Source organism: Hydrogenophaga sp. IBVHS1 (genome assembly GCF_002127265.1).
In the GTDB taxonomy this organism is placed as follows: Bacteria; Pseudomonadota; Gammaproteobacteria; order Burkholderiales; family Burkholderiaceae_C; genus Hydrogenophaga.
On sequence record NZ_NFUU01000001.1, the window covers coordinates 1,725,477 to 1,746,320 of the forward strand.

18 protein-coding genes and 1 tRNA gene are annotated in these 20,844 nt (G+C 62.4%); 8 read left to right on the plus strand and 11 right to left on the minus strand.

Going from position 1 to position 20,844, the window contains the following annotated elements; genetic code table 11:
- Position 1 precedes the first annotated feature (1 nt).
- The 10 genes from rbfA to CAP37_RS08290 all read right to left on the minus strand — a co-directional run bounded on the left by rbfA (position 2) and on the right by CAP37_RS08290 (position 12,165).
- A complete protein-coding gene (gene rbfA, locus CAP37_RS08245) occupies positions 2 to 373 on the minus strand; it encodes a 30S ribosome-binding factor RbfA (protein ID WP_086123736.1) in 372 nt (123 codons plus the stop codon).
- A 3-nt stretch (positions 374 to 376) separates the two neighbouring features.
- A complete protein-coding gene (infB, locus tag CAP37_RS08250) occupies positions 377 to 3,241 on the minus strand; it encodes a translation initiation factor IF-2 (protein WP_086123737.1) in 2,865 nt (954 codons plus the stop codon).
- A gap of 31 nt (positions 3,242 to 3,272) precedes the next feature.
- Positions 3,273 to 4,772 carry a transcription termination factor NusA gene (gene nusA / locus CAP37_RS08255; protein ID WP_086123738.1) on the minus strand — a complete coding sequence of 500 codons (1,500 nt, stop codon included), beginning with the start codon at positions 4,770 to 4,772 and terminating at the stop codon, positions 3,273 to 3,275.
- A gap of 50 nt (positions 4,773 to 4,822) precedes the next feature.
- The gene (gene rimP, locus CAP37_RS08260) at positions 4,823 to 5,428 is read right to left on the minus strand and encodes a ribosome maturation factor RimP (RefSeq protein WP_086123739.1); all 606 of its coding nucleotides are present in this window, start codon (positions 5,426 to 5,428) and stop codon (positions 4,823 to 4,825) included.
- Between the two features lie 153 nt (positions 5,429 to 5,581).
- On the minus strand, positions 5,582 to 5,803 hold the full coding sequence (locus tag CAP37_RS08265; RefSeq protein WP_086123740.1) for a DUF2788 domain-containing protein: 222 nt from the start codon (positions 5,801 to 5,803) through the stop codon (positions 5,582 to 5,584).
- A 3-nt stretch (positions 5,804 to 5,806) separates the two neighbouring features.
- The gene (locus CAP37_RS08270) at positions 5,807 to 6,562 is read right to left on the minus strand and encodes a DUF2189 domain-containing protein (RefSeq protein WP_086123741.1); all 756 of its coding nucleotides are present in this window, start codon (positions 6,560 to 6,562) and stop codon (positions 5,807 to 5,809) included.
- 63 nt (positions 6,563 to 6,625) lie between these two features.
- Positions 6,626 to 8,233 carry an ABC transporter ATP-binding protein gene (locus tag CAP37_RS08275; RefSeq protein ID WP_086123742.1) on the minus strand — a complete coding sequence of 536 codons (1,608 nt, stop codon included), beginning with the start codon at positions 8,231 to 8,233 and terminating at the stop codon, positions 6,626 to 6,628.
- The gene (locus tag CAP37_RS08280) at positions 8,230 to 9,273 is read right to left on the minus strand and encodes an ABC transporter permease (RefSeq protein ID WP_373271087.1); all 1,044 of its coding nucleotides are present in this window, start codon (positions 9,271 to 9,273) and stop codon (positions 8,230 to 8,232) included. Before CAP37_RS08280 ends, CAP37_RS08275 begins: the two co-directional genes overlap by 4 nt.
- Positions 9,266 to 10,294: a microcin C ABC transporter permease YejB gene (locus CAP37_RS08285; protein WP_086123744.1), complete on the minus strand. Its 1,029-nt coding sequence runs from the start codon at positions 10,292 to 10,294 to the stop codon at positions 9,266 to 9,268. Before CAP37_RS08285 ends, CAP37_RS08280 begins: the two co-directional genes overlap by 8 nt.
- A gap of 5 nt (positions 10,295 to 10,299) precedes the next feature.
- A complete protein-coding gene (locus CAP37_RS08290; RefSeq protein ID WP_086123745.1) occupies positions 10,300 to 12,165 on the minus strand; it encodes an extracellular solute-binding protein in 1,866 nt (621 codons plus the stop codon).
- A gap of 39 nt (positions 12,166 to 12,204) precedes the next feature.
- Here CAP37_RS08290 and fabI point away from each other — a divergent pair, with 39 nt between their 5' ends.
- Together fabI and CAP37_RS08300 are read left to right on the plus strand one after the other, a co-directional pair.
- On the plus strand, positions 12,205 to 13,002 hold the full coding sequence (gene fabI / locus CAP37_RS08295) for an enoyl-ACP reductase FabI (RefSeq protein WP_086123746.1): 798 nt from the start codon (positions 12,205 to 12,207) through the stop codon (positions 13,000 to 13,002).
- 8 nt (positions 13,003 to 13,010) lie between these two features.
- Positions 13,011 to 13,877, plus strand: coding sequence for a DNA ligase (locus tag CAP37_RS08300; protein WP_086123747.1), 867 nt, complete (start codon positions 13,011 to 13,013; stop codon positions 13,875 to 13,877).
- A gap of 21 nt (positions 13,878 to 13,898) precedes the next feature.
- Here CAP37_RS08300 and CAP37_RS08305 read toward each other — a convergent pair whose 3' ends face one another.
- Positions 13,899 to 16,172, minus strand: a complete 2,274-nt coding sequence (locus tag CAP37_RS08305; RefSeq protein ID WP_086123748.1) for an arginine/lysine/ornithine decarboxylase — start codon at positions 16,170 to 16,172, stop codon at positions 13,899 to 13,901.
- Positions 16,173 to 16,407: 235 nt separating this feature from the next.
- On the opposite strand from CAP37_RS08305, the gene CAP37_RS08310 reads away from it, so the two are divergent.
- The 6 genes from CAP37_RS08310 to CAP37_RS08340 all read left to right on the plus strand — a co-directional run bounded on the left by CAP37_RS08310 (position 16,408) and on the right by CAP37_RS08340 (position 20,617).
- On the plus strand, positions 16,408 to 16,833 hold the full coding sequence (locus CAP37_RS08310; protein ID WP_086123749.1) for an NfeD family protein: 426 nt from the start codon (positions 16,408 to 16,410) through the stop codon (positions 16,831 to 16,833).
- A 67-nt stretch (positions 16,834 to 16,900) separates the two neighbouring features.
- Positions 16,901 to 17,815: an SPFH domain-containing protein gene (locus CAP37_RS08315; RefSeq protein WP_086123750.1), complete on the plus strand. Its 915-nt coding sequence runs from the start codon at positions 16,901 to 16,903 to the stop codon at positions 17,813 to 17,815.
- Positions 17,816 to 17,837: 22 nt separating this feature from the next.
- The gene (locus tag CAP37_RS08320; RefSeq protein ID WP_086123751.1) at positions 17,838 to 18,230 is read left to right on the plus strand and encodes a DUF2237 family protein; all 393 of its coding nucleotides are present in this window, start codon (positions 17,838 to 17,840) and stop codon (positions 18,228 to 18,230) included.
- Positions 18,231 to 18,264: 34 nt separating this feature from the next.
- Positions 18,265 to 18,354: transfer RNA gene (locus CAP37_RS08325), tRNA-Ser, on the plus strand.
- Positions 18,355 to 18,430: 76 nt separating this feature from the next.
- A complete protein-coding gene (locus tag CAP37_RS08330) occupies positions 18,431 to 19,141 on the plus strand; it encodes a DUF4145 domain-containing protein (RefSeq protein WP_086123752.1) in 711 nt (236 codons plus the stop codon).
- Positions 19,142 to 19,475: 334 nt separating this feature from the next.
- A protein-coding gene (locus CAP37_RS08340; protein WP_143435903.1) for an IS3 family transposase occupies positions 19,476 to 20,617 on the plus strand; the annotation gives its coding sequence in 2 pieces (ribosomal slippage) (positions 19,476 to 19,725 and positions 19,725 to 20,617; 1,143 coding nt in all).
- Positions 20,618 to 20,844: the final 227 nt, after the last annotated feature.

Here is a 20,844-nt window from a genome sequence, read left to right on the forward strand (position 1 = left end):
CTCATTCTTCCTTTGAACGAGAGGAAACGGCCTTGGAAATCAAGGCGTTCATGTCCGCAGCGCGTTCGGTGGTGCGATCGAACACAAAGTGCAGTGTAGGCACCGTGTGGATGTGCAGGCGCTTGAAAAGGCCGCTGCGCAGAAATCCCGCCGCTGTGTTTAGACCTTGAAGGGTCTCATCTGCATCGCCGGTGAGCAAGCTGAAAAAGACCTTGGCGTGTGCGTAGTCGGGCGTAACTTCCACGGCGTTGATCGTCACCATGCCCACCCGCGGGTCCTTGAGCTCGCGCGCGATCAACTCGGCCAGATCGCGCTGGATCTGGTCGGCCACGCGAAAACCGCGGTTGGGGGTGGAAGACGCTTTGCGGGCCATGGCTTACAGCGTGCGCGCCACTTCCTTGACCTCGAAGAACTCCAGCTGATCACCTTCCTTGATGTCGTTGTAGTTCTTGAGCTTGATACCGCACTCGAAGCCTTCCTTGACTTCGCGCACGTCGTCCTTGAGGCGCTTGAGCGTATCGATCTCGCCGGTGTAGACCACCACGTTTTCACGCAACAGCCGGAAATGCGCACTGCGAGTGACCATGCCGGAAGTAACCATGCAGCCAGCGACCGTGCCGATTTTTGAAGCGACGAACACCGTGCGGATCTCTGCCGAGCCGATCACTTCCTCGCGCTTCTCGGGCGCCAGCATGCCGGACATGGCTGCCCTGAGCTCGTCCACCGCGTCGTAAATGATGTTGTAGTAGCGCAGATCAACATCGTTGCCCTCGGCCAGCTTGCGCGCGCCCACATCGGCCCGTACGTTGAAACCGATGATGACCGCCTTGGAAGCAATTGCCAGGTTCACGTCGGATTCGCTGATACCACCCACGCCGGCAAAAACGAGTTGCACCTTGACCTCTTCGGTCGAGAGCTTGAGCAGCGAGCTGGACAGCGCTTCCTGGGAGCCCTGCACGTCGGATTTGACGATGATGGGCAGCACCTTGACTTCGCCGGCGCTCATGTCGGAGAACATGTTCTCCAGCTTGGCGGCCTGCTGGCGCGCCAGCTTGGTATTGCGGAACTTGCCTGCACGGTAGGTGGCGATTTCGCGCGCACGGCGCTCGTCTGTCATCACCATGAAGTCGTCGCCGGCCTGCGGCACTTCCGACAGACCCTGGATTTCCACTGGAATCGACGGCCCGGCGGCCTTGATCGGCTTGCCGTTCTCGTCGAGCATGGCTCGCACGCGACCAGAAGTCTGGCCCACAAGAACCACATCACCCGTCTTGAGCGTACCGCTCTGCACCAGCACGGTGGCCACGGCGCCGCGACCCTTGTCGAGGCGCGCTTCGATCACAAGACCCTTGGCCATGGCGTCAACAGGCGCCTTGAGTTCCAGCACTTCGGCCTGCAACAGCACCTGTTCGAGCAGCGCATCCACGCCCTCGCCGGTCTTGGCCGAAACGCCCACGAAAGGCGTGTCGCCGCCGAACTCTTCGGGCACGACTTCTTCGGCAACCAGTTCGGAACGCACTCGCTCCAGGTTGATGCCGGGCTTGTCGATCTTGGTCAGGGCCACGACGATGGGCACACCGGCGGCCTTGGCGTGTTTGATGGCTTCCTTGGTCTGGGGCATGACACCGTCGTCAGCCGCGCAGACCAGGATGACGATGTCGGTTGCCTGGGCACCACGGGCGCGCATGGCGGTGAACGCCTCGTGTCCCGGGGTATCAAGGAACGAGATCATGCCCCGCTCGGTTTCGACGTGGTAGGCACCGATGTGCTGCGTGATGCCGCCAGCCTCACCCGCTGCAACCTTGGCGCGGCGGATGTAGTCCAGCAGAGAGGTCTTGCCGTGGTCCACGTGGCCCATGACGGTGACCACCGGGGCACGAGGCAGCGATTCGACCTGGTGCTGTTCTGCATCTTCGTCGGTGAAGGCTTCCGGATCGTCCAGCGCGGCCACAATGGCCTTGTGACCCAGCTCTTCCACCACGATCATCGCGGTGTCCTGATCGAGCGGCTGGTTGATGGTCACCATCTGGCCGAGCTTCATCAGTTGCTTGATGACCTCGGACGACTTCAGACTCATCTTGTGTGCCAGTTCAGCCACCGTAATGGTCTCGGGCACGTGCACCTCGATCGCCTTGAACTCGGTCGGCGCCACGAAATTGCTTTGGCCACTGTCGCGCGAATCGCGGTCGTTGCGGCGACCACGCGGGCCACCGCGCCAATTGGAACGCCCGGCGCTGGTGTCGCCACGGGTCTTGATTTCCTTCTTCTTGGCCGCGTCGTCTTTCCAGGTGGACGACAGGTTTTCGGACTTGACTTCCTTCTTGCCGGCCGCGCCGGCTGCAGTGGTTGCGGCGGTCGCGGTGCCGGGCGCCTTCACCGGCGTGCCAGCAGGCTTGTGGAGCGTGCCCTTGATACCAGCCTTGGGATCTGGGGTGGGCTCTGCCTTCTTGGCCACAAGGGTGCGAGCCGGCGCTGACATCATGGCGCGGATGTTGGCCGCCTCCGACTCGGCCTTGCGGCGGCGCGCCTCGAAATCCTGGGCGCGCAGGTCGTCAGCGCGCTTGGTCTCGGCCTGACGGTCGGAGATCACACGGGCAGCAGACTCGCGCTCGAGAGAGTCCGTCTTGGCTTTGGCATCTTTGCTGATGCGTTCGGCAATGGCTTCCGAGGCGCTTTCGGCCGGAACAGCCTTGGCTGCCTCGCGCACGGCGGTCTCGGCCGCTTCTGCGGCGGCCCGTTCCTGGTCGGCCTGGGCCTGCGCTTCTCGGGCTTCCTGGGCCTCACGGGCCTGGCGTTTCTGATTGAATTCTTCTTCCTGAAGGCGCAAGAGCTCAGCCTGCTGCTGGGCTTGCGCTTCGCGTCGGGCCAGCTCTTCCTTGTCCACCACAGGCGCGGCGGCCACGGGTTCGGCTGCCACCGATTCAGGCACCGCCACTTCGTCGTCGCGCTTGATGAAGGTGCGCTTCTTGCGCACTTCAACCTGGATGGTGCGAGCGCGCCCTGTCGCATCGGCCTGCTTGATCTCAGAGGTCGACTTCTTGACGAGGGTGATTTTCTTGCGCTCGCCGCCCGCCGTTCCGTGGCTGGCCTTGAGGTGGCCGAGCAACGATTGCTTGTCGGACTCCGTGAGCGCATCGGTTCCGGTGTTCTTGGGCACTCCGGCCGCTGAGAGTTGCTCCAGCAGGACGGAAGTGGGCTTGTTCAGCTCGGCGGCGAATTCGGCGACGGTGGTACTGGTCATGGGTTCTTTTCTCCGCTGGGGCCTCCGCTGGTCAGGTCGTGGATTGCGCTTCGTCACCGGTAAACCAGTGCGCGCGTGCCAGCATGATCAGCGCCGTGGCCTCTTCAGGCGTCATTGCGGTGATGTCGGTGAGCTCGTCGGTGGCCAGGTCGGCCAGCTCGTCGCGGGTGTGTATGCCTGCATCGGCCAGCTTGGCGATCAGCTCCTGGGTCACGCCTTCGAGGTCGCGCAAATCTTGCGAGACTTCTTCCACGCTTTCTTCGCGGGCGATTTCCATGGTGAGCAAGGCATCCTTGGCGCGGGTGCGCAGTTCGTTCACCGTGTCTTCGTCGAAGGACTCGATCTCCAGCATTTCCTGCAGCGGCACATAGGCCACTTCTTCGAGACTGGTGAAACCTTCTTCGATCAGGATGTCGGCAATCTCCTGGTCCACATCCAGCTTGGCCATGAAGACCTTGCGGATGCCGTCGGCCTCTTCGGCCTGCTTCTGCGCCGACTCGTCGGCGGTCATGATGTTGATGCGCCAGCCAGTCAGCTCGGACGCCAGGCGCACGTTCTGGCCACCACGGCCAATGGCAATGGCGAGGTTTTCTTCGTCCACCACCACGTCCATGGCGTGGCGTTCCTCGTCCACCACGATGGAAACCACGTTGGCCGGAGCCAGCGCACCAATTACGAATTGCGCCGGGTCTTCAGACCACAGCACGATGTCAACGCGTTCGCCAGCCAGCTCATTGGTAACGCCGTTGACGCGCGAGCCCCGCACGCCGACACAGGTGCCGATGGGGTCGATGCGACGGTCGTTGCTGAACACGGCGATCTTGGCGCGCGAGCCAGGGTCGCGGGCACAGGTCTTGATCTCCAGCAGGCCCTGTTCGATCTCTGGCACTTCCTGGCGGAAGAGTTCGATCATGAAGGACGGAGCGGAGCGCGACAGCAGGATCGGTGCGCCGCGCAGCGTGAGGTCCACATCCATGATCATGGCGCGAACGCGGTCACCGGTGCGGAAGTTTTCCTTCGGGATCATCTCGCTGCGCTTTAAACGGCCTTCGACGCGCCCGCTCTCGATGATCAGGTCGCCCTTGTCCATGCGCTTGACGGTACCGACAAAAATCTTGTCACCGCGAGACATGAAATCGTTGAGCAGCATTTCGCGCTCGGCATCGCGGATCTTTTGCAGGATGACCTGCTTGGCCGCCATGGCGCCGATGCGGCCGATGGGCACGCTCTCGACCGGCTTCTCGATGAAGTCGCCCTCTTCGATGTCGGCCAGTTCATCGCGCGCATCGGTCAGCAATTCTTCAGCATCCGGATTCTGCAGGCCGGCCTCGTCGGGCACGACCAGCCAGCGACGGAAAGTTTCGTAGGCGCCGGTATCTGGATCCATGGCCACACGGATGTCTACGTCGCCCTTGTACAGCTTCTTGGTGGCCGAGGCCAGCGCCAGTTCCACTGCGCCGAGCACCACGTCGCGCTCGACGTTTTTCTCGCGCGAGATGGCATCGATCAGCATCAACATTTCGCGGTTCATTTCACTCGCCCACCTTTCCGGATAGCTTGTCCTGGTCCAGGACGCTTGGTTCAATCATTTGCATCTGTCTGCGGCGACGCCGCTCCCAGGGGCCTTCGCCCCTTGAAATCCACGATCGGCGCGAGTCGCACCTGCTGGACGTCGTCCAGCGAAAAACACATGGCCTGCATGGGCACGGGCGCGCGCTTCTTGCTCACCCGCTGTCCCGGCTTCGGCTCTGGAGCATCGCTCCAGACCAGTTGCCATTGCACGCCGTCAGCGGCTCGCTCCAGCGTGCCGCGAAATTTCTTGCGATTGGCCGACACCTCGGTCCCGGTAGCGCCAATGGGCGCCTTCAGAGCGAGGTCCACCACATGGCCCTCGAACCGCACGTAGTCGATCTCGCGCTTGAGCGGGCGATCGATGCCGGGAGAACCCACCTCCAGGCGCCGGTATTCAAGCCCTTCGACTTCGAGCAGGTAATGCAACTGTCGCGTGACCTTCTCGCAATCCTCGACCGTGACGAAACGCTCCGCAGGAATGGGACTGCCCTCCAGGGGCTGCTGCCACGGGTAATCGATGGTGACCCGCAGCAAACCACCGGCGGAGCGTTCGAGCTCCACCAGATCCAATCCCAGTCCGGTGACGGTTTGCTCTACGGTTTCTTGCCAGGCCATCGTGGTGGTTTGCGTCCTAAAACTCTCGGTCCAATCTCGTTGGAAAAGCGTTCGGCCAAAAAAAATGGGCCGGTAGTTACCCGCCCATTTGGTCGTGAAGCTCGCATTGTAACGCCGATACACCCCTCTTGCAACCGCTGGAGTCGGCGTATTTCACATGCCAAGGATCCACTGGATGAGACTCTTGGCCAGAAATCCGAGCATGCCAAAGGACAGGACCAGAAAGAGCACGAAGGTACCGAACTTTCCAGCCTTCGACTCGCGGGCGAGATTCAACACGATGAACAGCATGTAGAGAATGAACGCGCCGACGCCGAAGGTGAGACCGAATTGGGCAATCTGGCCTTCGGTGAAGCCGAGAACGGTGCTATCCATCGCTCAGCTGTCCACCCGCCGCCCCGCGCCCGCTTGCAGATCGCGGTAGGCGTGCCAACTGGCGTGTCCGACGAGCGGTATGGCAACCACCAGCCCGAGGAGCGCCATGAGCATGCCCAGGACGATCAGCATCACGATCATCACCGCCCACAGGGCTGCCGGCCCAGGCGAGCTGGCCACGGCTCGCCAGCTTTGCGCCACCGCCTGGCCGACGGGCATCGGCGTGTCCACAAGAAGTGGCAGCGCCACCACCGTGGAGGCATACACCGGCGCAGCCAGCAGCCCGCCGAGCAGAAGCCATGCCTCAAACAAGCCGAGCCGGGGCTCCAGCACCACGTGGTGCAGGAAATCCAGGGGTTTTTGAATGGGCACGGGCGACCACAGCGTAATGAGCCCGGCCGAGGTGAGCACCCAGCCAGTGCCAGCCAGCCCCAGCAGCAGGCCGAAGCGGACCAGCCGCCCGTCGCCGGAGCGCCAGAGCGCCAGCACTTCGGCCAGACCGACACGGCGGCCGCTCTGGTGCGCACGACTCACGGTGTACAGGCCGGTGGCAAGAACAGGCGCAACGATCAGAAAGCCCGAAAACGCCCCGGCCAGCAGCCAGAACCGGTCGCGCGCGGCCAACAGCAACAAGCCCCCAAAGGCCGCCAGCAGCAGGCCATGCGCCAGCCCGGGCACCGGGTTTCGTCGCAGATCGGCCCACCCCAGGGCGAGCCAGCGCAGCGGGGATTGAAGGGTGACGGGCTGAGTCGGAACCATGGAGCGTTCTTATAACGCTGCGCCCGAGTCAGGCGACTGACACAGATCAAGGGCAGGAGCGACTCAGGCCGAGGCTTGAACCAGGATGCGAGTGTATGGATGCACCGGGTTCTGCAGCACTTGCTGGACGTTGCCGCTCTCGACCACCGCGCCGTCCTTCATCACCACCACCGCGTGAGCCATGGCGCTGATCACGTCCACATCGTGTGTGATCAGCAAGTAGCTCAGACCCCGCTCGCGCTGTAGGCGCTGCAGCAGCGCCAGCACCTGCTTCTGCACCGTGACGTCCAGTGCGCTGGTCGGTTCGTCGAGCACCAGCAGGCTGGGTTCGACGATGAGCGCGCGGGCAATGGCCAGGCGCTGGCGCTGCCCACCGGAGAACTCATGCGGGTAACGCTGGAGCCAATCGCCACCCCGGGCCGGATCGTCGACCAGGCCCACATCCGCCAACGCGCCCACCACGCGTTCACGCCGCTCGGCCACGGACAGCCCGGGCTGGTGCACCAGAAGGCCTTCGCCCACGATCTGCTCGATGGTCATGCGCGGGGACAAGGAGGAAAACGGGTCCTGAAAGACGACCTGGATGCGCTGCCGCAGCGCGCGCGAATGCCCCCGCTGCTTCGCGAGATGCCAATCGGTGCCGGTCACGCTCAGGCTGCCCTGGTAGGGCAACAAACCAAGGGTGGCCAAGGCAAGGGTGGACTTGCCCGAGCCCGACTCTCCGATCACACCCAGCGTCTGCCCGGGGGCAATGTCCAGATCGGCGCCCTGCACCGCCACGAACTCCCCCGTTTTGAACCAGCCTCGCAATCCCGGCAGGGGCACGGGGTAGCTCACGCGCAGGGCTCGGGCGCGGAGCAGCGTATCGGCGGCTGGCGCCGAAGGCGCTTCAACCACGTTGCGCTCGGGCTTGCTGGCCAGCAGCATGCGGGTGTAGCGGTGCTGGGGTGCATGGAACACCTCGGCCACCACGCCCTGCTCCACCAGGTGGCCTTGCTCCATCACGGCCACGCGGTCCGCAAAGCGGCGCACCAGGTTGAGGTCGTGCGTAATGAGCAGCACCGCCATGCCATGCTGGCGTTGCAGGTCGGCCAGCAAGTCCAGAATCTGTCCGCGCAGGCTCACGTCGAGCGCGGTGGTGGGCTCGTCGGCCAGCAAGAGCTTGGGCGCACTGGCCAAGGCCATGGCGATCATGGCGCGCTGGCGCTGGCCACCGCTGAGCTGGTGGGGGAAGGCGGTGGCTCGGCGCGCGGGTTCCGGAATGCCGGTGGATGCCAGCAACTCGACGGTGGCCGCCAGCGCCTGCCGTGGCGTGAGTCCCTTCTTCAGTTGAAGCACTTCGCCGATCTGGTCACCCACGCTGTAAAGCGGGTTGAGCGCGCTCATGGGTTCCTGGAAGACGATGGCCACCTCATCGCCGCGCACGCCGCGAAGCTGGTGTTCGGTCATGGCCAACAGGTCGCGCCCGTTCAACATGGCTTGTCCGGACACCTCGGCGCCTTGCACGAGGCGCAGCAGCGAGAGCGCCGAAACGGTTTTGCCGGAACCGGACTCACCCACCAATGCCAGCTTCTCACCCGCGTTGATGGTGAAGTCAATGCCGTGCACAACCTCCTGGCCGCCAAACGACACACGCAAGTCTTTGACTTCGAGCAATGGCGGCGGTGTCATTGATCTGCTTTCCGGGGATCGAGCGCATCGCGCAGTGCGTCTCCCATGAAGGTGAGCAGCAGCAGCGTCATCACCAGCACCGCGAAGGTGGACAGCGATATCCACCAGGCATCGATGTTGTTCTTGCCCTGACTGAGCAGCTCGCCCAGAGACGGCGTGCCAGGAGGTACGCCCAGGCCCAGGAAATCCAGTGAAGTCAACGCCAGAATGGCCGCGCTCATGCGGAACGGCAGAAAGGTCACCACGGGAGTGAGGCTGTTGGGCAGCACATGGCGCCAGATGATCTGCCAGTTGGACAAGCCCAGCGCACGCGCCGCGCGCACGTAGTCGAGCTGTCGATTGCGCAGGAACTCGGCACGCACGTAATCCGACAGGCCCATCCAGCCGAACAGGCTCAGCAGGATCAGCAGCAGGCTGATGCTGGGCGCGAACACAGCGGAGAAGATGATGAGCAGGTAGAGCTCCGGCATGGAGCCCCAGATTTCAATGAAACGCTGGAAGGCCAGATCGGTCTTGCCGCCGAAGAAGCCCTGAATGGCGCCCGTGATCACGCCCAGCACCACGCCAATGAAGGTGAGCGCGAGCGCGAACAGCACGCTGACGCGAAAGCCGTAGAGGAGCTGGGCCAGCAGGTCCCGACCGCGATCGTCGGTGCCCAACAGGTTGGCGCGCGTCGGTGGCGAGGGGTTCGGCAATCTGGCGAAGTAGTTCAGCGTCTGCGGGCCGTAGGGATTGGGTGCACGAATCGCCCAGTTGTCGCCCTTGGAAAGCTGCTCGCGGATGAACGGGTCCAGATAATCGGTGGGCGTGTCGAAGTCACCACCGAACACCGTTTCTGCGTAGTCCTTCACCATGGGAAAGTAGGTCGTTCCCTCGTAACGCACGATCAAGGGTCGATCGTTTGAAATCACCTCCGCGAGCAGGCTGCCCACAACCAGCACACAAAAGACGATGAGGCTCCAGTAACCCAGGCGGTTGCGCCTGAAGCGCCGCCAGGCGCGCGCGCTGGGCGACAAGGAAGGTGGGGTCGCTTCAGTCAAATTTGACACGCGGGTCCACCCAGACGTAACAGAGATCGGAGATCAGCTTGGTCACGAGGCCAATCAACGTGAAGAAGAACAGCGTCCCCAGCACCACGGGATAGTCGCGCCGGATCACGCTCTCGTAGCTCAACAAGCCCAGACCATCGAGAGAAAACAGCGTTTCGATCAGCAGCGAGCCAGCAAAAAAGGCGCCAATGAAGGCGGAGGGAAACCCTGTGACGATAGGAATAAGGGCATTGCGGAAGATGTGCTTCCACAGCACCTGCCGCTCTGACAACCCCTTGGCGCGGGCGGTCATCACGTATTGCTTGCGGATCTCTTCAAGAAACGCATTCTTGGTGAGCATGGCCGTGACTGCAAAACTGCCCAGCACCATGGCGGTCACCGGAAGGGTGATGTGCCAGAGGTAATCCACGATGCGCGCTCCCCAGCTCAGTTCCTCCCAGTTGGCAGACGTGAGCCCGCGCAGCGGGAACCACTGCAGTTGCCCACCAAAGATAACGAGCAAAGCCACGCCGAGCACAAAGCCCGGTATGGCGTAACCAATGAGCACGAGCAAGGTGGTGACCAGATCGAAGCGCGAACCCGCGCGCACCGCCTTGGCCACACCCAGCGGCACCGCCACGCCGTAGCTGATGAGGAAGGTCCACAAACCGAGCGTGATGGAGACCGGCAGTTTCTCCATGATCAGTTCGGACACAGCCTTGTTCTGGAAAAAACTGGTGCCGAGGTCGAAGCGCGCGAACTGGCCGACCATCTGGAAAAAGCGCTCGTGTGCGGGCTTGTCAAAACCATAGAGCGCCTTGATCTGCTCGATGCGCTGGGGGTCCACGCCTTGCGCGCCGCGGTAGACCGAACCACCCTCAGCGCCGGCGGTGCCAGCGCCCGCCCGAGCCTCGGCCAGATATTGGTCCACCGGCCCTCCCGGCACGAACTGGATCACCACAAATGTGAGGAGCAGCACACCGAACAAGGTCGGGATCATGAGCAGCAGGCGCTTGAGGATGTAGACCCACATGGTGTTCAGTGCTTCGCGGTGGCGGTGTTATGGGACCACCAGGTGTCGATGGCCCAGGTTTCACCCGACGCGTAGGGGGGCATTTCCTTGGGTCGGCCCAACCGCCACGCGTTGTAGGCCATGCGGTGCGTGGTCGCGGTCCACTGCGGAATAAGGTAGTGGCTGTGGCTGATGACGCGATCGAGAGCACGGCAGGCGGCCAGAAAGGCGGGCTGGGTGCTGGCCGACGTCATGCGAGCAATGAGCCCGTCCACGGCTGGATGGGCCACACCAGCGAAATTGCCGGAATCCTCCGTCTTCGCCGCCTGGCTGCCGAACAGGTCGGCGTACTCGGAGCCCGGGTTGTTGGTGCCCTGGTAGTTGATGGAGATGATGTCGAAATCAAAGGTGCGCAAGCGCTGTTGGTAGAGCGCGAAGTCCACCGGACGGAAGCGCAGTTCCACGCCAAGCTTCTTCAGGTTCCGGATCCAGGGTGAGACAACACGCGCGCCCGTTTCATTGCTGTCCAGGTATTCCAGCACCATGGCTTTGCCCTGCGCATTGCGCAGCTGGCCACCCTGCACCGTCCAGCCCGCCTCTCGCAGCATGGCCTGAGCCTTCCGCAGGTTGCCACGCAAGGAATTCTCGCCATCGGTGCGCGGTGGGGTGTACATGGGTCCGAACACAGCGGGGGGCAATTGCTTTCGCCAGGGCTCCAGCAATGCCAGCTCTTCCGTTGCCGGGGCACCTTGCGGCGCGCAATCGGTGTTGCCAAACAAGCCCTGCACGCGCTGGTACGCGTTGTAGAACATCTGCCGGTTCATCCACTCGTAGTCCATGGCCAGGCCCAGCGCTTCGCGCACACGCATGTCGTCCAACGGTGGTCGGCGGGAATTGAGCACATAGCTTTGAAAGCCCATCGGCAGGCGGTGCGTGAATTCGCCCTTGACGAGCTCGCCGGTGTCGAACCGCTTGCCATTGACGCGGCGCGCCCAGTCACCCGCCGAAAAGAAGCGCATCAGATCGAACTCGCCCGCCTTCAGCGCTTCCAGCCGCGCGGTGTTGTCCTTGTAGATCTTGACGGTGATGCGATCGAAGTTGGCAGTGCCTCTGCGCACCGGCAGGTCGCGCGCCCAGTAAGCGGGATCGCGCACATAGGTGATGTCCTTGCCGAACTGGACCGGACCAATCTTGTAAGGCCCGCTGCCGATGGGGACGTCCATCACCACCTGATCGAAGGTCTTGCGCAGCCCGGTCTTGGGGTCAGTGGCATTGCCCCAGGTCCGACTGAACACCGGCAAACCACCCACCACCAGCGGCAGCTCGCGATTGGGCAGCTTGAAGCGGTAGCGCACGGTGCGCTCGTTGATCACGTCCAGCCCGGCCACGTCCTGCAGCACGGTTTTGTAAGCCGGGGACGTGTACGGGCCCATCAGGGTGTCGAAGCTGTGCTTCACGTCGGCCGCCAGCACCGGGTCGCCGTTGTGAAACCGCGCGGTGTCGCGCAGTTTGAAGGTGATCGACAGTCCATCGGGGGCTGCGCTCACGTCTTCGGCCAGCAGGCCGTAGCCCGCCCCGTTTTCATCGAGCGCGCCTGCCAGCAGCGAATCGAACATCAGGTTGGACAGGTACGCGGGCGCGCTGCCACGCATGGTGAACGGGTTGTACTTGTCAAATGTGGAGGTTCGCAGGTTGCTGACCAGCCTGATTTCGCCGCCCTTGGGCGCGGTGGGGTTCACGTAGTCGAAATGCGTGAATCCATCGGGGTATTTGAGCTGACCCCACAGCGCATACCCGTGGGCTGCCCAGGTGGGCGGGCTGCACAGCGCCAGCAGCGCGGCCACGAGCAGCGCTGAAAGGCGGCTGCTGGGGCGAGGAAAGGAAAAGCGCATGCGACAATTCTGCTGGATTTTTCACCGGAGTTTTCAATCATGGGTTTTCTCGCTGGCAAGAAGCTGCTGATTACGGGCGTGCTGTCCAACCGTTCCATCGCCTACGGCATCGCCAGGGCCTGCCATCAGCAAGGCGCCGAGCTGGCGTTCAGCTACGTGGGCGAACGCTTCAAGGACCGCATCACGGAGTTCGCCGCCGACTTCGACTCCAAACTCATCTTCGATTGCGACGTGGGCGACGACGCGCAGATCGAAAAAATGTTCACCAACCTTGCGCAGACCTGGCCCAAGTTCGACGGCTTCGTGCACAGCATTGGTTTTGCCCCTCGTGAGGCCATCACCGGCGACTTCCTCGAAGGTCTCTCGCGCGAAGCCTTCCGCATCGCGCACGACATCAGCGCCTACAGTTTTCCGGGCATGGCCAAGGCCGCCCTGCCCTACCTCAATGAAAAGGCCTCTCTGCTCACGCTGAGCTACATGGGCGCCATCCGTGTTGTGCCCAACTACAACACCATGGGTCTGGCCAAGGCCAGCCTGGAAGCCTCGGTGCGTTACCTCGCGGAATCGGTGGGGCCCATGGGCATGCGCGTCAACGGCATCAGCGCCGGACCCATCAAAACCCTCGCCGCCAGCGGCATCAAGGACTTCGGCAAGCTGCTCAATCTAGTGGCGAGCGCAGCGCCGATCCGGCGCAATGTGACGATCGATGAAGTGGGCAACGTGGCCGCCTTTCTGCTGTCCGACCTGGCTTCCGGGGTCACCGCTGAAATCACCTACGTGGATGGTGGCTACGCCCAGACCACAGGCGTGAGCCGAGACAGCCAGCCCATGCTCTGACACGGGGGATGCGCCCTCAAAGACGCGAGCTGCTGCTGCAGCTGGGAGCCGCCTTGGTCGCGGCCTCCCTGCCCTTCGCCTCGCTGGCCGGACCTGCTCCGGCATTGCTGCTCGCGGGTGTCTACCGGCCGGGCGTGGCGCTCGATGCCTACTGGCTCAGCGAAAAATACGATGGTTTGCGCGCGCGATGGGACGGGCAACGACTCGTCACGCGCAGCGGCGAGACCATTGCGGCGCCTGCCTGGTTCACGGCAGGCTGGCCCGCTGTGCCCCTGGATGGCGAACTCTGGGCGGGGCGAGGCCGGTTCGAGGAAGCACTCTCGACCGTTCGACGGCAGACACCTGACGAGGCAGCCTGGCGTCGCCTCCGGTTCATGGTGTTCGACCTGCCGGGGCATCCCGGCCCCTTCACCGAGCGAATCGCTGCCTACCACGGCGTGGTGCAGCAGATAGACCAAGCGTGGGTGCAGGCGGTGAAGCAGGAACGCGTGGCCAGCCATGGGGCGCTCATGGCGCGGCTGGACCGCATGGTGAAGGATGGCGGCGAGGGACTGATGCTCCATCGCGGAGACGCGCTGTACCGTGCGGTGCGCGACGACACGTTGCTCAAGGTGAAGACGCATGAGGACGCCGAAGCGCGTGTGATCGGGCACCTGCCCGGAAAGGGTCGCCATCAAGGCCGCATGGGCGCGCTGCTGGTGGAGACGCCAGCCGGCATCCGGTTCCGCCTGGGCACGGGCTTCAACGATGCCCAACGCGAGCACCCGCCCACTGTGGGCGAGTGGGTGACCTACCGTTTTCGAGGTGTGAGCGGGAACGGGGTCCCGCGATTTGCCAGCTTCATGCGCGTTCGACCGGACGCACCCGCTCGCTGAGCAACCCCCGCCCTCAGGCCGTCAAGCCCTCACGCAGTCGGCGAAGTAGGTCTTGCGCCCGTCCACGTCCACCACCTCCACCAGGCCGTGGATATCGGTCTCGAAGCCCGGGCATTGCACGTTAAATTCGCGCGCGAACTTGAGGTAGTCCACGATCTTCTTGTTGAACACCTCGCCAGGAATCAGAAGCGGAATGCCGGGTGGATACGGTGTGACCAGGCTGGTGGTGATGCGACCTTCGAGCGCATCGATCGGCACGCGCTCGGTGGTGCGCTGCGCAATGTGCGCGAACGCATCGCTCGGCTTCATCGCCGGCGTGAGATCACTCAGGTACATCTCGGTGGTCAGGCGCGCAATGTCGTAGCGGGCGTAAAGCGCGTGCACGTGCTGGCACAGATCGCGCAGACCCATCTGTTCATAGCGTGGGTGCTTCTGGCAGAACTCGGGCAAGATGCGCCACATCGGCTGGTTCTTGGCGTAGTCGTCCTTGAACTGCTGCAGCGCGGTGAGCAGGGTGTTCCAGCGGCCCTTGGTGATGCCGATGGTGAACATGATGAAGAAGCTGTAGAGCCCGGTTTTCTCCACCACCACACCGTGCTCAGCCAGGAATTTGGTGACGATGGAAGCCGGGATGCCCTCTGGCTCAAAGCGACCATCCAGATTCAGGCCCGGTGTGACGATGGTTGCCTTGATCGGATCCAGCATGTTGAAGCCTGGGGCCATGTCACCAAAGCCGTGCCAGTCCTTGCCATCAGAGGCTTCCGGCGGGTTGAGCATCCAGTCGCTGGTGCTCCCCATGCCCTCCTCGGCCAGATCTTCTGGCCCCCACACCTTGAACCACCAGTCGTCGTCGCCAAACTCGGCATCTATCTTGCGCATGGCGCGGCGGAAATCGAGCGCCTCGAAGATGCTCTCTTCCACCAGCGCGCGACCACCGGGCGGCTCCATCATGGCCGCAGCAACATCGCAGCTGGCGATGATGGCGTACTGCGGGCTGGTGCTGGTGTGCATCAAGTAAGCCTCATTGAAGAGGTGGCGATCGAGCTTGACGTTCTGCGAATCCTGCACCAGCACATGGCTGGCCTGGCTGATGCCGGCGAGCAGTTTGTGGATGGACTGAGTTGAATACACCACCGATTCCAACGGCCGCGCGCGCTTCTTGCCCATGGCGTGGAAGTTGCCATAAAACGGATGGAAGGCCGCGTGCGGCAGCCAGGCTTCGTCGAAGTGCAGATTGGCCACAAAGCCGTCGAGCATCTGCTTGATGGCCTCGGTGTTGTAGAGCACACCGTCGTAGGTGGACTGCGTGAGGGTGAGCACGCGAGGCTTCACCGCCTTGGCGTCCACCCCGGCCAGCAACGGGTTGGCCCGAATCTTGGACTGAATGGCCTCGATCTCGAACTCGCTCTGGGGAATGGGGCCGATGATGCCGTAGTGATTGCGCGTGGGCTTCAGGAAGACGGGGATGGCGCCCGTCATGATGATGCTGTGCAGGATGGACTTGTGGCAGTTGCGGTCGACCACCACCACGTCGCCTGGTGCCACCGTGTGGTGCCACACCATCTTGTTGCTGGTGCTCGTGCCATTGGTGACGAAGAAGCAGTGGTCGGCGTTGAAGATGCGCGCCGCATTTCGCTCACTGGCCCCGATGGCACCGTTGTGATCCAGCAATTGCCCGAGTTCTTCGACCGCATTGCACACGTCGGCACGCAGCATGTTCTCACCGAAGAACTGGTGAAACATCTGCCCCACCGGGCTCTTGAGAAAGGCCACACCGCCCGAGTGCCCCGGGCAGTGCCACGAATAGGACCCATCTTCGGCGTAGTCCAGCAAGGCCTTGAAGAACGGCGGCTGGATGCCTTCGAGATAACTCTTGGCCTCACGGATGATGTGGCGCGCCACGAACTCGGGCGTGTCCTCGAACATGTGAATGAACCCGTGCAGCTCGCGCAGGATGTCGTTCGGCAAGTGACGGCTGGTCTTGGTCTCGCCGTAGATATAGATCGGCACGTCGGCGTTCTTGCGACGCACCTCATCAATGAAGTTGCGCAGGTTGAGCACCACGGGATCGGTGTCTTCGCCGTGGCTGAACTCTTCGTCGTCAATGGAGAGAATGAAGGCACTGGCACGACTTTGCTGCTGCGCGAACTGACTCATGTCTCCGTAACTCGTCACGCCGACAATTTCGAACCCTTCTGTCTCGATGGCCTGCGCGAGTGCACGGATGCCGAGGCCCGAGGTGTTCTCGGAGCGGAAGTCCTCGTCGATGATGACGATGGGAAAACGGAATTTCATGCAGATCTCCAGCCGCAACCCACGGCCACCGGAAAGAAAGAAACCAAGGGGTGGAAACCCGATGACGGCAAAACAGGCGCGAAGTGTACGGAAAACGTGTGGCGCCAAGCGTTGGACGCCCGTCTTTTTGTCGCAGAATGTGGCGCTGGCCAGACAATAGCACCCGCCGTGGAGGGCGGACCGCTGACGGAAGGCCCGGCTCCTCAATCGAAGACAACAAAAGAAAGGTGCCTGAATGGCGGAATCAACCTTGTGGTGGCTGCTGGCGGGGTCTGCCGTGGCGCTCGAACTCTTCACCGGCACGTTTTACCTGCTCATGCTCGCCTTGGGCATGGTGGCGGCAGCGCTCGCGGCCCACGCAGGTGCTGGCACCACCGTGCAGCTGATCGTTGCGGCGGTGGTTGGTTCGGCTGCCGTGGTGGGCTGGTACTTCGTCAAGAAGCGCGGCGATGGCGACCCATCGGTTCGATCCATGCGCAGCGTCAATCTGGACGTGGGCGAAACGCTTCAGATCGATGAGTGGAACAGCGACGGCACCGCGAGCGTCAAGTATCGGGGCGCACAATGGACGGTCATCCAGCGCCCTGGAAATGCCCCAACCCCCGGCACTTACCGCGTGGCCGAACTCGTGGGCAACCGCCTGCTCGTGGACAAGGTCTAGCCCCCTCCGCATCTCATCGCATCACATTGATCCGAACCCTGAAACCTCTCAATAGAACCGCGCCATCATGGAAATTGCCATTCTTCTTGTCATCATTGCCGCCATCTTCATCGCCAGATCCGTCAAGGTGGTGCCTCAGCAGAACGCGTGGGTGGTCGAGCGGCTGGGCAAGTACCACTCTTCGCTCGCCCCGGGTCTGAATTTTCTCGTCCCCTTCATCGACAAGGTGGCCTACAAGCACAGCCTGAAGGAAATCCCGCTCGACGTGCCGAGTCAGGTCTGCATCACGCGCGACAACACCCAGTTGCAGGTCGACGGCATCCTCTACTTCCAGGTGACCGACCCCATGCGCGCGAGCTACGGCTCGTCCAACTACATCGTCGCCGTCACCCAGCTCGCCCAGACCTCGCTGCGTTCCGTCATCGGCAAACTGGAACTCGACAAGACATTTGAAGAACGCGACATCATCAATGCGCAGGTGGTCCATGCCATCGACGAGGCGGCGCTCAACTGGGGCGTGAAGGTGCTGCGCTACGAAATCAAGGACCTCACGCCGCCCAAGGAAATCCTGCTTGCCATGCAGGCGCAGATCACTGCCGAACGCGAAAAGCGCGCGTTGATCGCAGCGTCTGAAGGCCGGCGCCAGGAGCAGATCAACATTGCCACTGGTGAGCGCGAGGCTTTCATTGCTCGCTCTGAAGGTGAGAAGCAGGCCGAGATCAACAACGCCCAGGGTGAAGCCTCGGCCATCCTGGCCGTGGCCGAAGCCACCGCAGAAGCCATCCGCAAAGTGGCCGAAGCCATTCGCCAACCCGGTGGCCAGGAAGCCGTGCAGCTCAAGGTGGCAGAGAAGGCTGTGGATGCCTACAGCAAGGTAGCCGCAGACGCCACGACCACGCTGATCGTTCCGAGCAACATGACGGAAGTGTCGGCGCTCATTGCCTCCGCCATGAAGATGGTCGGTACCGGCAAGTCGGTTTGAACCGCCCCTGCCTGAGTCGGACATGACCACCTCGCGAAACGTGTTGGGTGGCAAGCTGCTGCCCTGTTCCTACGACCCGCTCACCGGTTTCTATCGGGACGGCTGCTGCGAGACAGGCCCGGACGATCAGGGAACCCACGTCGTCTGCGCGCGCGTCACCGCGGCATTTCTCGACTTCTCGCGCGAGCGCGGGAACGATCTCAGCACACCGAGACCTGAATTCCGTTTTGCCGGACTCAAGCCAGGGGATCGCTGGTGCCTCTGCGTTCAGCGCTGGCTCGAAGCCCTGGCCGCCGAAGCTGCGCCGCCCGTGGTGCTCGAATGCACCAACGCCGCCACGCTTGAATACGTGTCGCTGGAAGTGCTCGAGAAGCATGCCTGGCACAAAGCGGCGGATGGCAAGCGCGCCGCATAAGGCCGGTTGCGCCTGATACAATCGCAGGCTTCGCGGAGAGGTGGATGAGTGGTTTAAGTCGCACGCCTGGAAAGCGTGTGTGGGCTAATCCCCACCGCGGGTTCGAATCCCGCCCTCTCCGCCACGACAGTAGAAAACACGGGCCTTCTGGCCCGTTTTTCTTGTCTACCCACATTTCGACCCACAAAGTGGAGTGCGCTATGTCTGAGCTAGTGACGAACTGCCCGAGGTGCAACGCCCAAAATATCACCTTCGACTTCCGGGCTCAAAACTTCATAGAAGAGCGTTACAACTGGCAAACGATCCATGAGGTGTTCTGTGTGTGTCGGGCCTGCTTAAAGGCGACGATCTTCATCCTGTCTCTGGACGACTACAACTTCCGAAAAGAGATTGAGGTCGCCGGATTTTGGCAGCGCAGCATTTCTCTCAACCACGCGTTCAAGGTAGATGGTTTCATCTCTCAAAAGGACCGTCTGGCCACCCCTCCTCCCGCGGATCTGCCAGATCAGGTTCGCATTGCTTTCGAAGAGGCCGCCAAGTGTGTGGCGACGGGCTGCAACAACGCTGCGGCCGCGATGTTTCGACTTGCGCTCGATCTAGCTACCGTTCCACGACTTCCACCCGCAGAATCCCCGGACTCGCCGCCGCAGCGCGTACGGCGTGACCTTGGGTTGAGGTTGGGATGGATGTTCGATGGCGGCCACCTCCCGAGAGAGCTTCGCGAGCTTTCGGATTGCGTACGTGAGGATGGCAACGATGGCGCACATCGTGGCAACGTCACCAAGCAGGACGCCCAAGATCTGCAGGACTTCTGCTTCGAGCTATTGGATCGCTTGTACTCCGAGCCAGCGCGACTCGTTGCGGCCAAGCAGCGCCGGGAAAAGCGTCGCGACGACGCCAAGAAAGATTGACGCCTGGTCGGCCTCTACGGATTCATGCACCAGCAGAGCAATTCCTGCGGAACGGTGGCCATGACCAACCCCGGGCCGATCCAGTACAGACCTAGCAGCGCGACCATCGGCGAGCCAACGGTTGCCGCCTTCATCAGCCTCTTGACTTCCTCTACTTGCTCGTGCCGTGCGTCCTTTTCCGACCGCAAGGAATGCGACAGCCGATCCTCAAGGTCGCTTACATGGTTCTGCAAAGCGGTGGCGTTTTCATATGTGACCCTGTCCCAGGATTTCGAACCGTTCTGTTACAGAGAGGCCCGGCATGATGAACGCCCCAAGTGGGCAGGAGCATGTCGTGAAGAAAAGCAAGTTCACCGAGGAGCAAATTGCCTTTGCCCTCAAACAAGCCGAGCTGGGTACGCGTGTTGAAGATGTCTGTCGCAAGATGGGCATCAGCGATGCGACCTTCTATGTCTGGAAGAAGCGCTATGGCGGCGTCGGCCCGTCCGAGCTGCGCCGGTTGCGCCAGCTCGAGGAGGAGAACCGCAAGCTCAAGCAGATCGTGGCCGATCTGAGCCTGGACAAGGCGATGCTGCAGGCGGTAGTCGCAAAAAAGGCCTGAGGCCCTCCCAGCGACGCGAGTTGGTGCCCGAGTTGATGCAGCGCTTTGGCTGCAGCCAGCGCCAGGCGCTGCGGGTGGTGCGCATGTCAGCCTCGACCTACCTGTACGTCTCTCAGCGCAAGGACGAGGGATTGCTGAAGTCGCGCATCAAGGAGATCACCGACACGCGAGTGCACTACGGCTACCGCCGGGTGCACGTGATGCTGCGCCGGGAGGGCCACATGGATAACGTCAAACGCGTCTACCGCCTCTATCGCGAGGAGGGCCTATCGTTGCGCCTGAAACGCCCCAGGCGCAACAAGGCCGTGCAGCGCAGGCAGCCCAAGCAGCTCGCGCACGCGATCAATCAGATCTGGAGCATGGACTTCGTGGCCGATGCCTTGTTCGATGGCCGCAAGCTGCGCATGCTCACGGTGGTCGATCTGTTCACGCGCGAGTGCCTGGCCATCGATGTCGGGCAAAGCCTCAAGGGGGAGGACGTAGCGCGTGTGCTCACTGCCATCACAGAGGCGAGAGGACTGCCGTGCACGATCAAGTCAGACAACGGCAGCGAGTTCATCTCCAAGGTGATGGACAAGTGGGCCTACGAGCGCGGTGTCGAACTCGACTTCAGCCGCCCGGGCAAGCCAACCGACAACGCCAACGTCGAGAGCTTCAACGGGCGCCTGCGGCAGGAGTGTCTCAACGCCACTTGGTTCATGTCATTGGACGACGCGCGGGGCAAGATCGAGGCATGGCGGCGGTACTACAACGAGAGCCGACCCCACTCCGCGCTAGACTGGGCCACCCCCGCCGAATTCGCCCGCCGTTGCTGGCTGCAGCCAGCAACGGCGATATCAAAGGAGCCGGAAATCTCTACTTTCGAGCGGTACTGAATCGGGTACAGGGTCACCGGTGGAGTACCGGCTGAGAAACACTGCCTGATTGGCGGGATCGCGACCGTCGAACTTCTGGGGGTCAGTTCAGACCCGGGGCGGTTCAGGTAGCAATCAAACTCCAGTACGATACTTAACACGCGCGATTGAGCGTCTCAATCGTTATCTGACTAACTTCTCATGCGTTCGAAGCGTTTCGAAAGGCGCATCGCACAGCCCCGACTCGC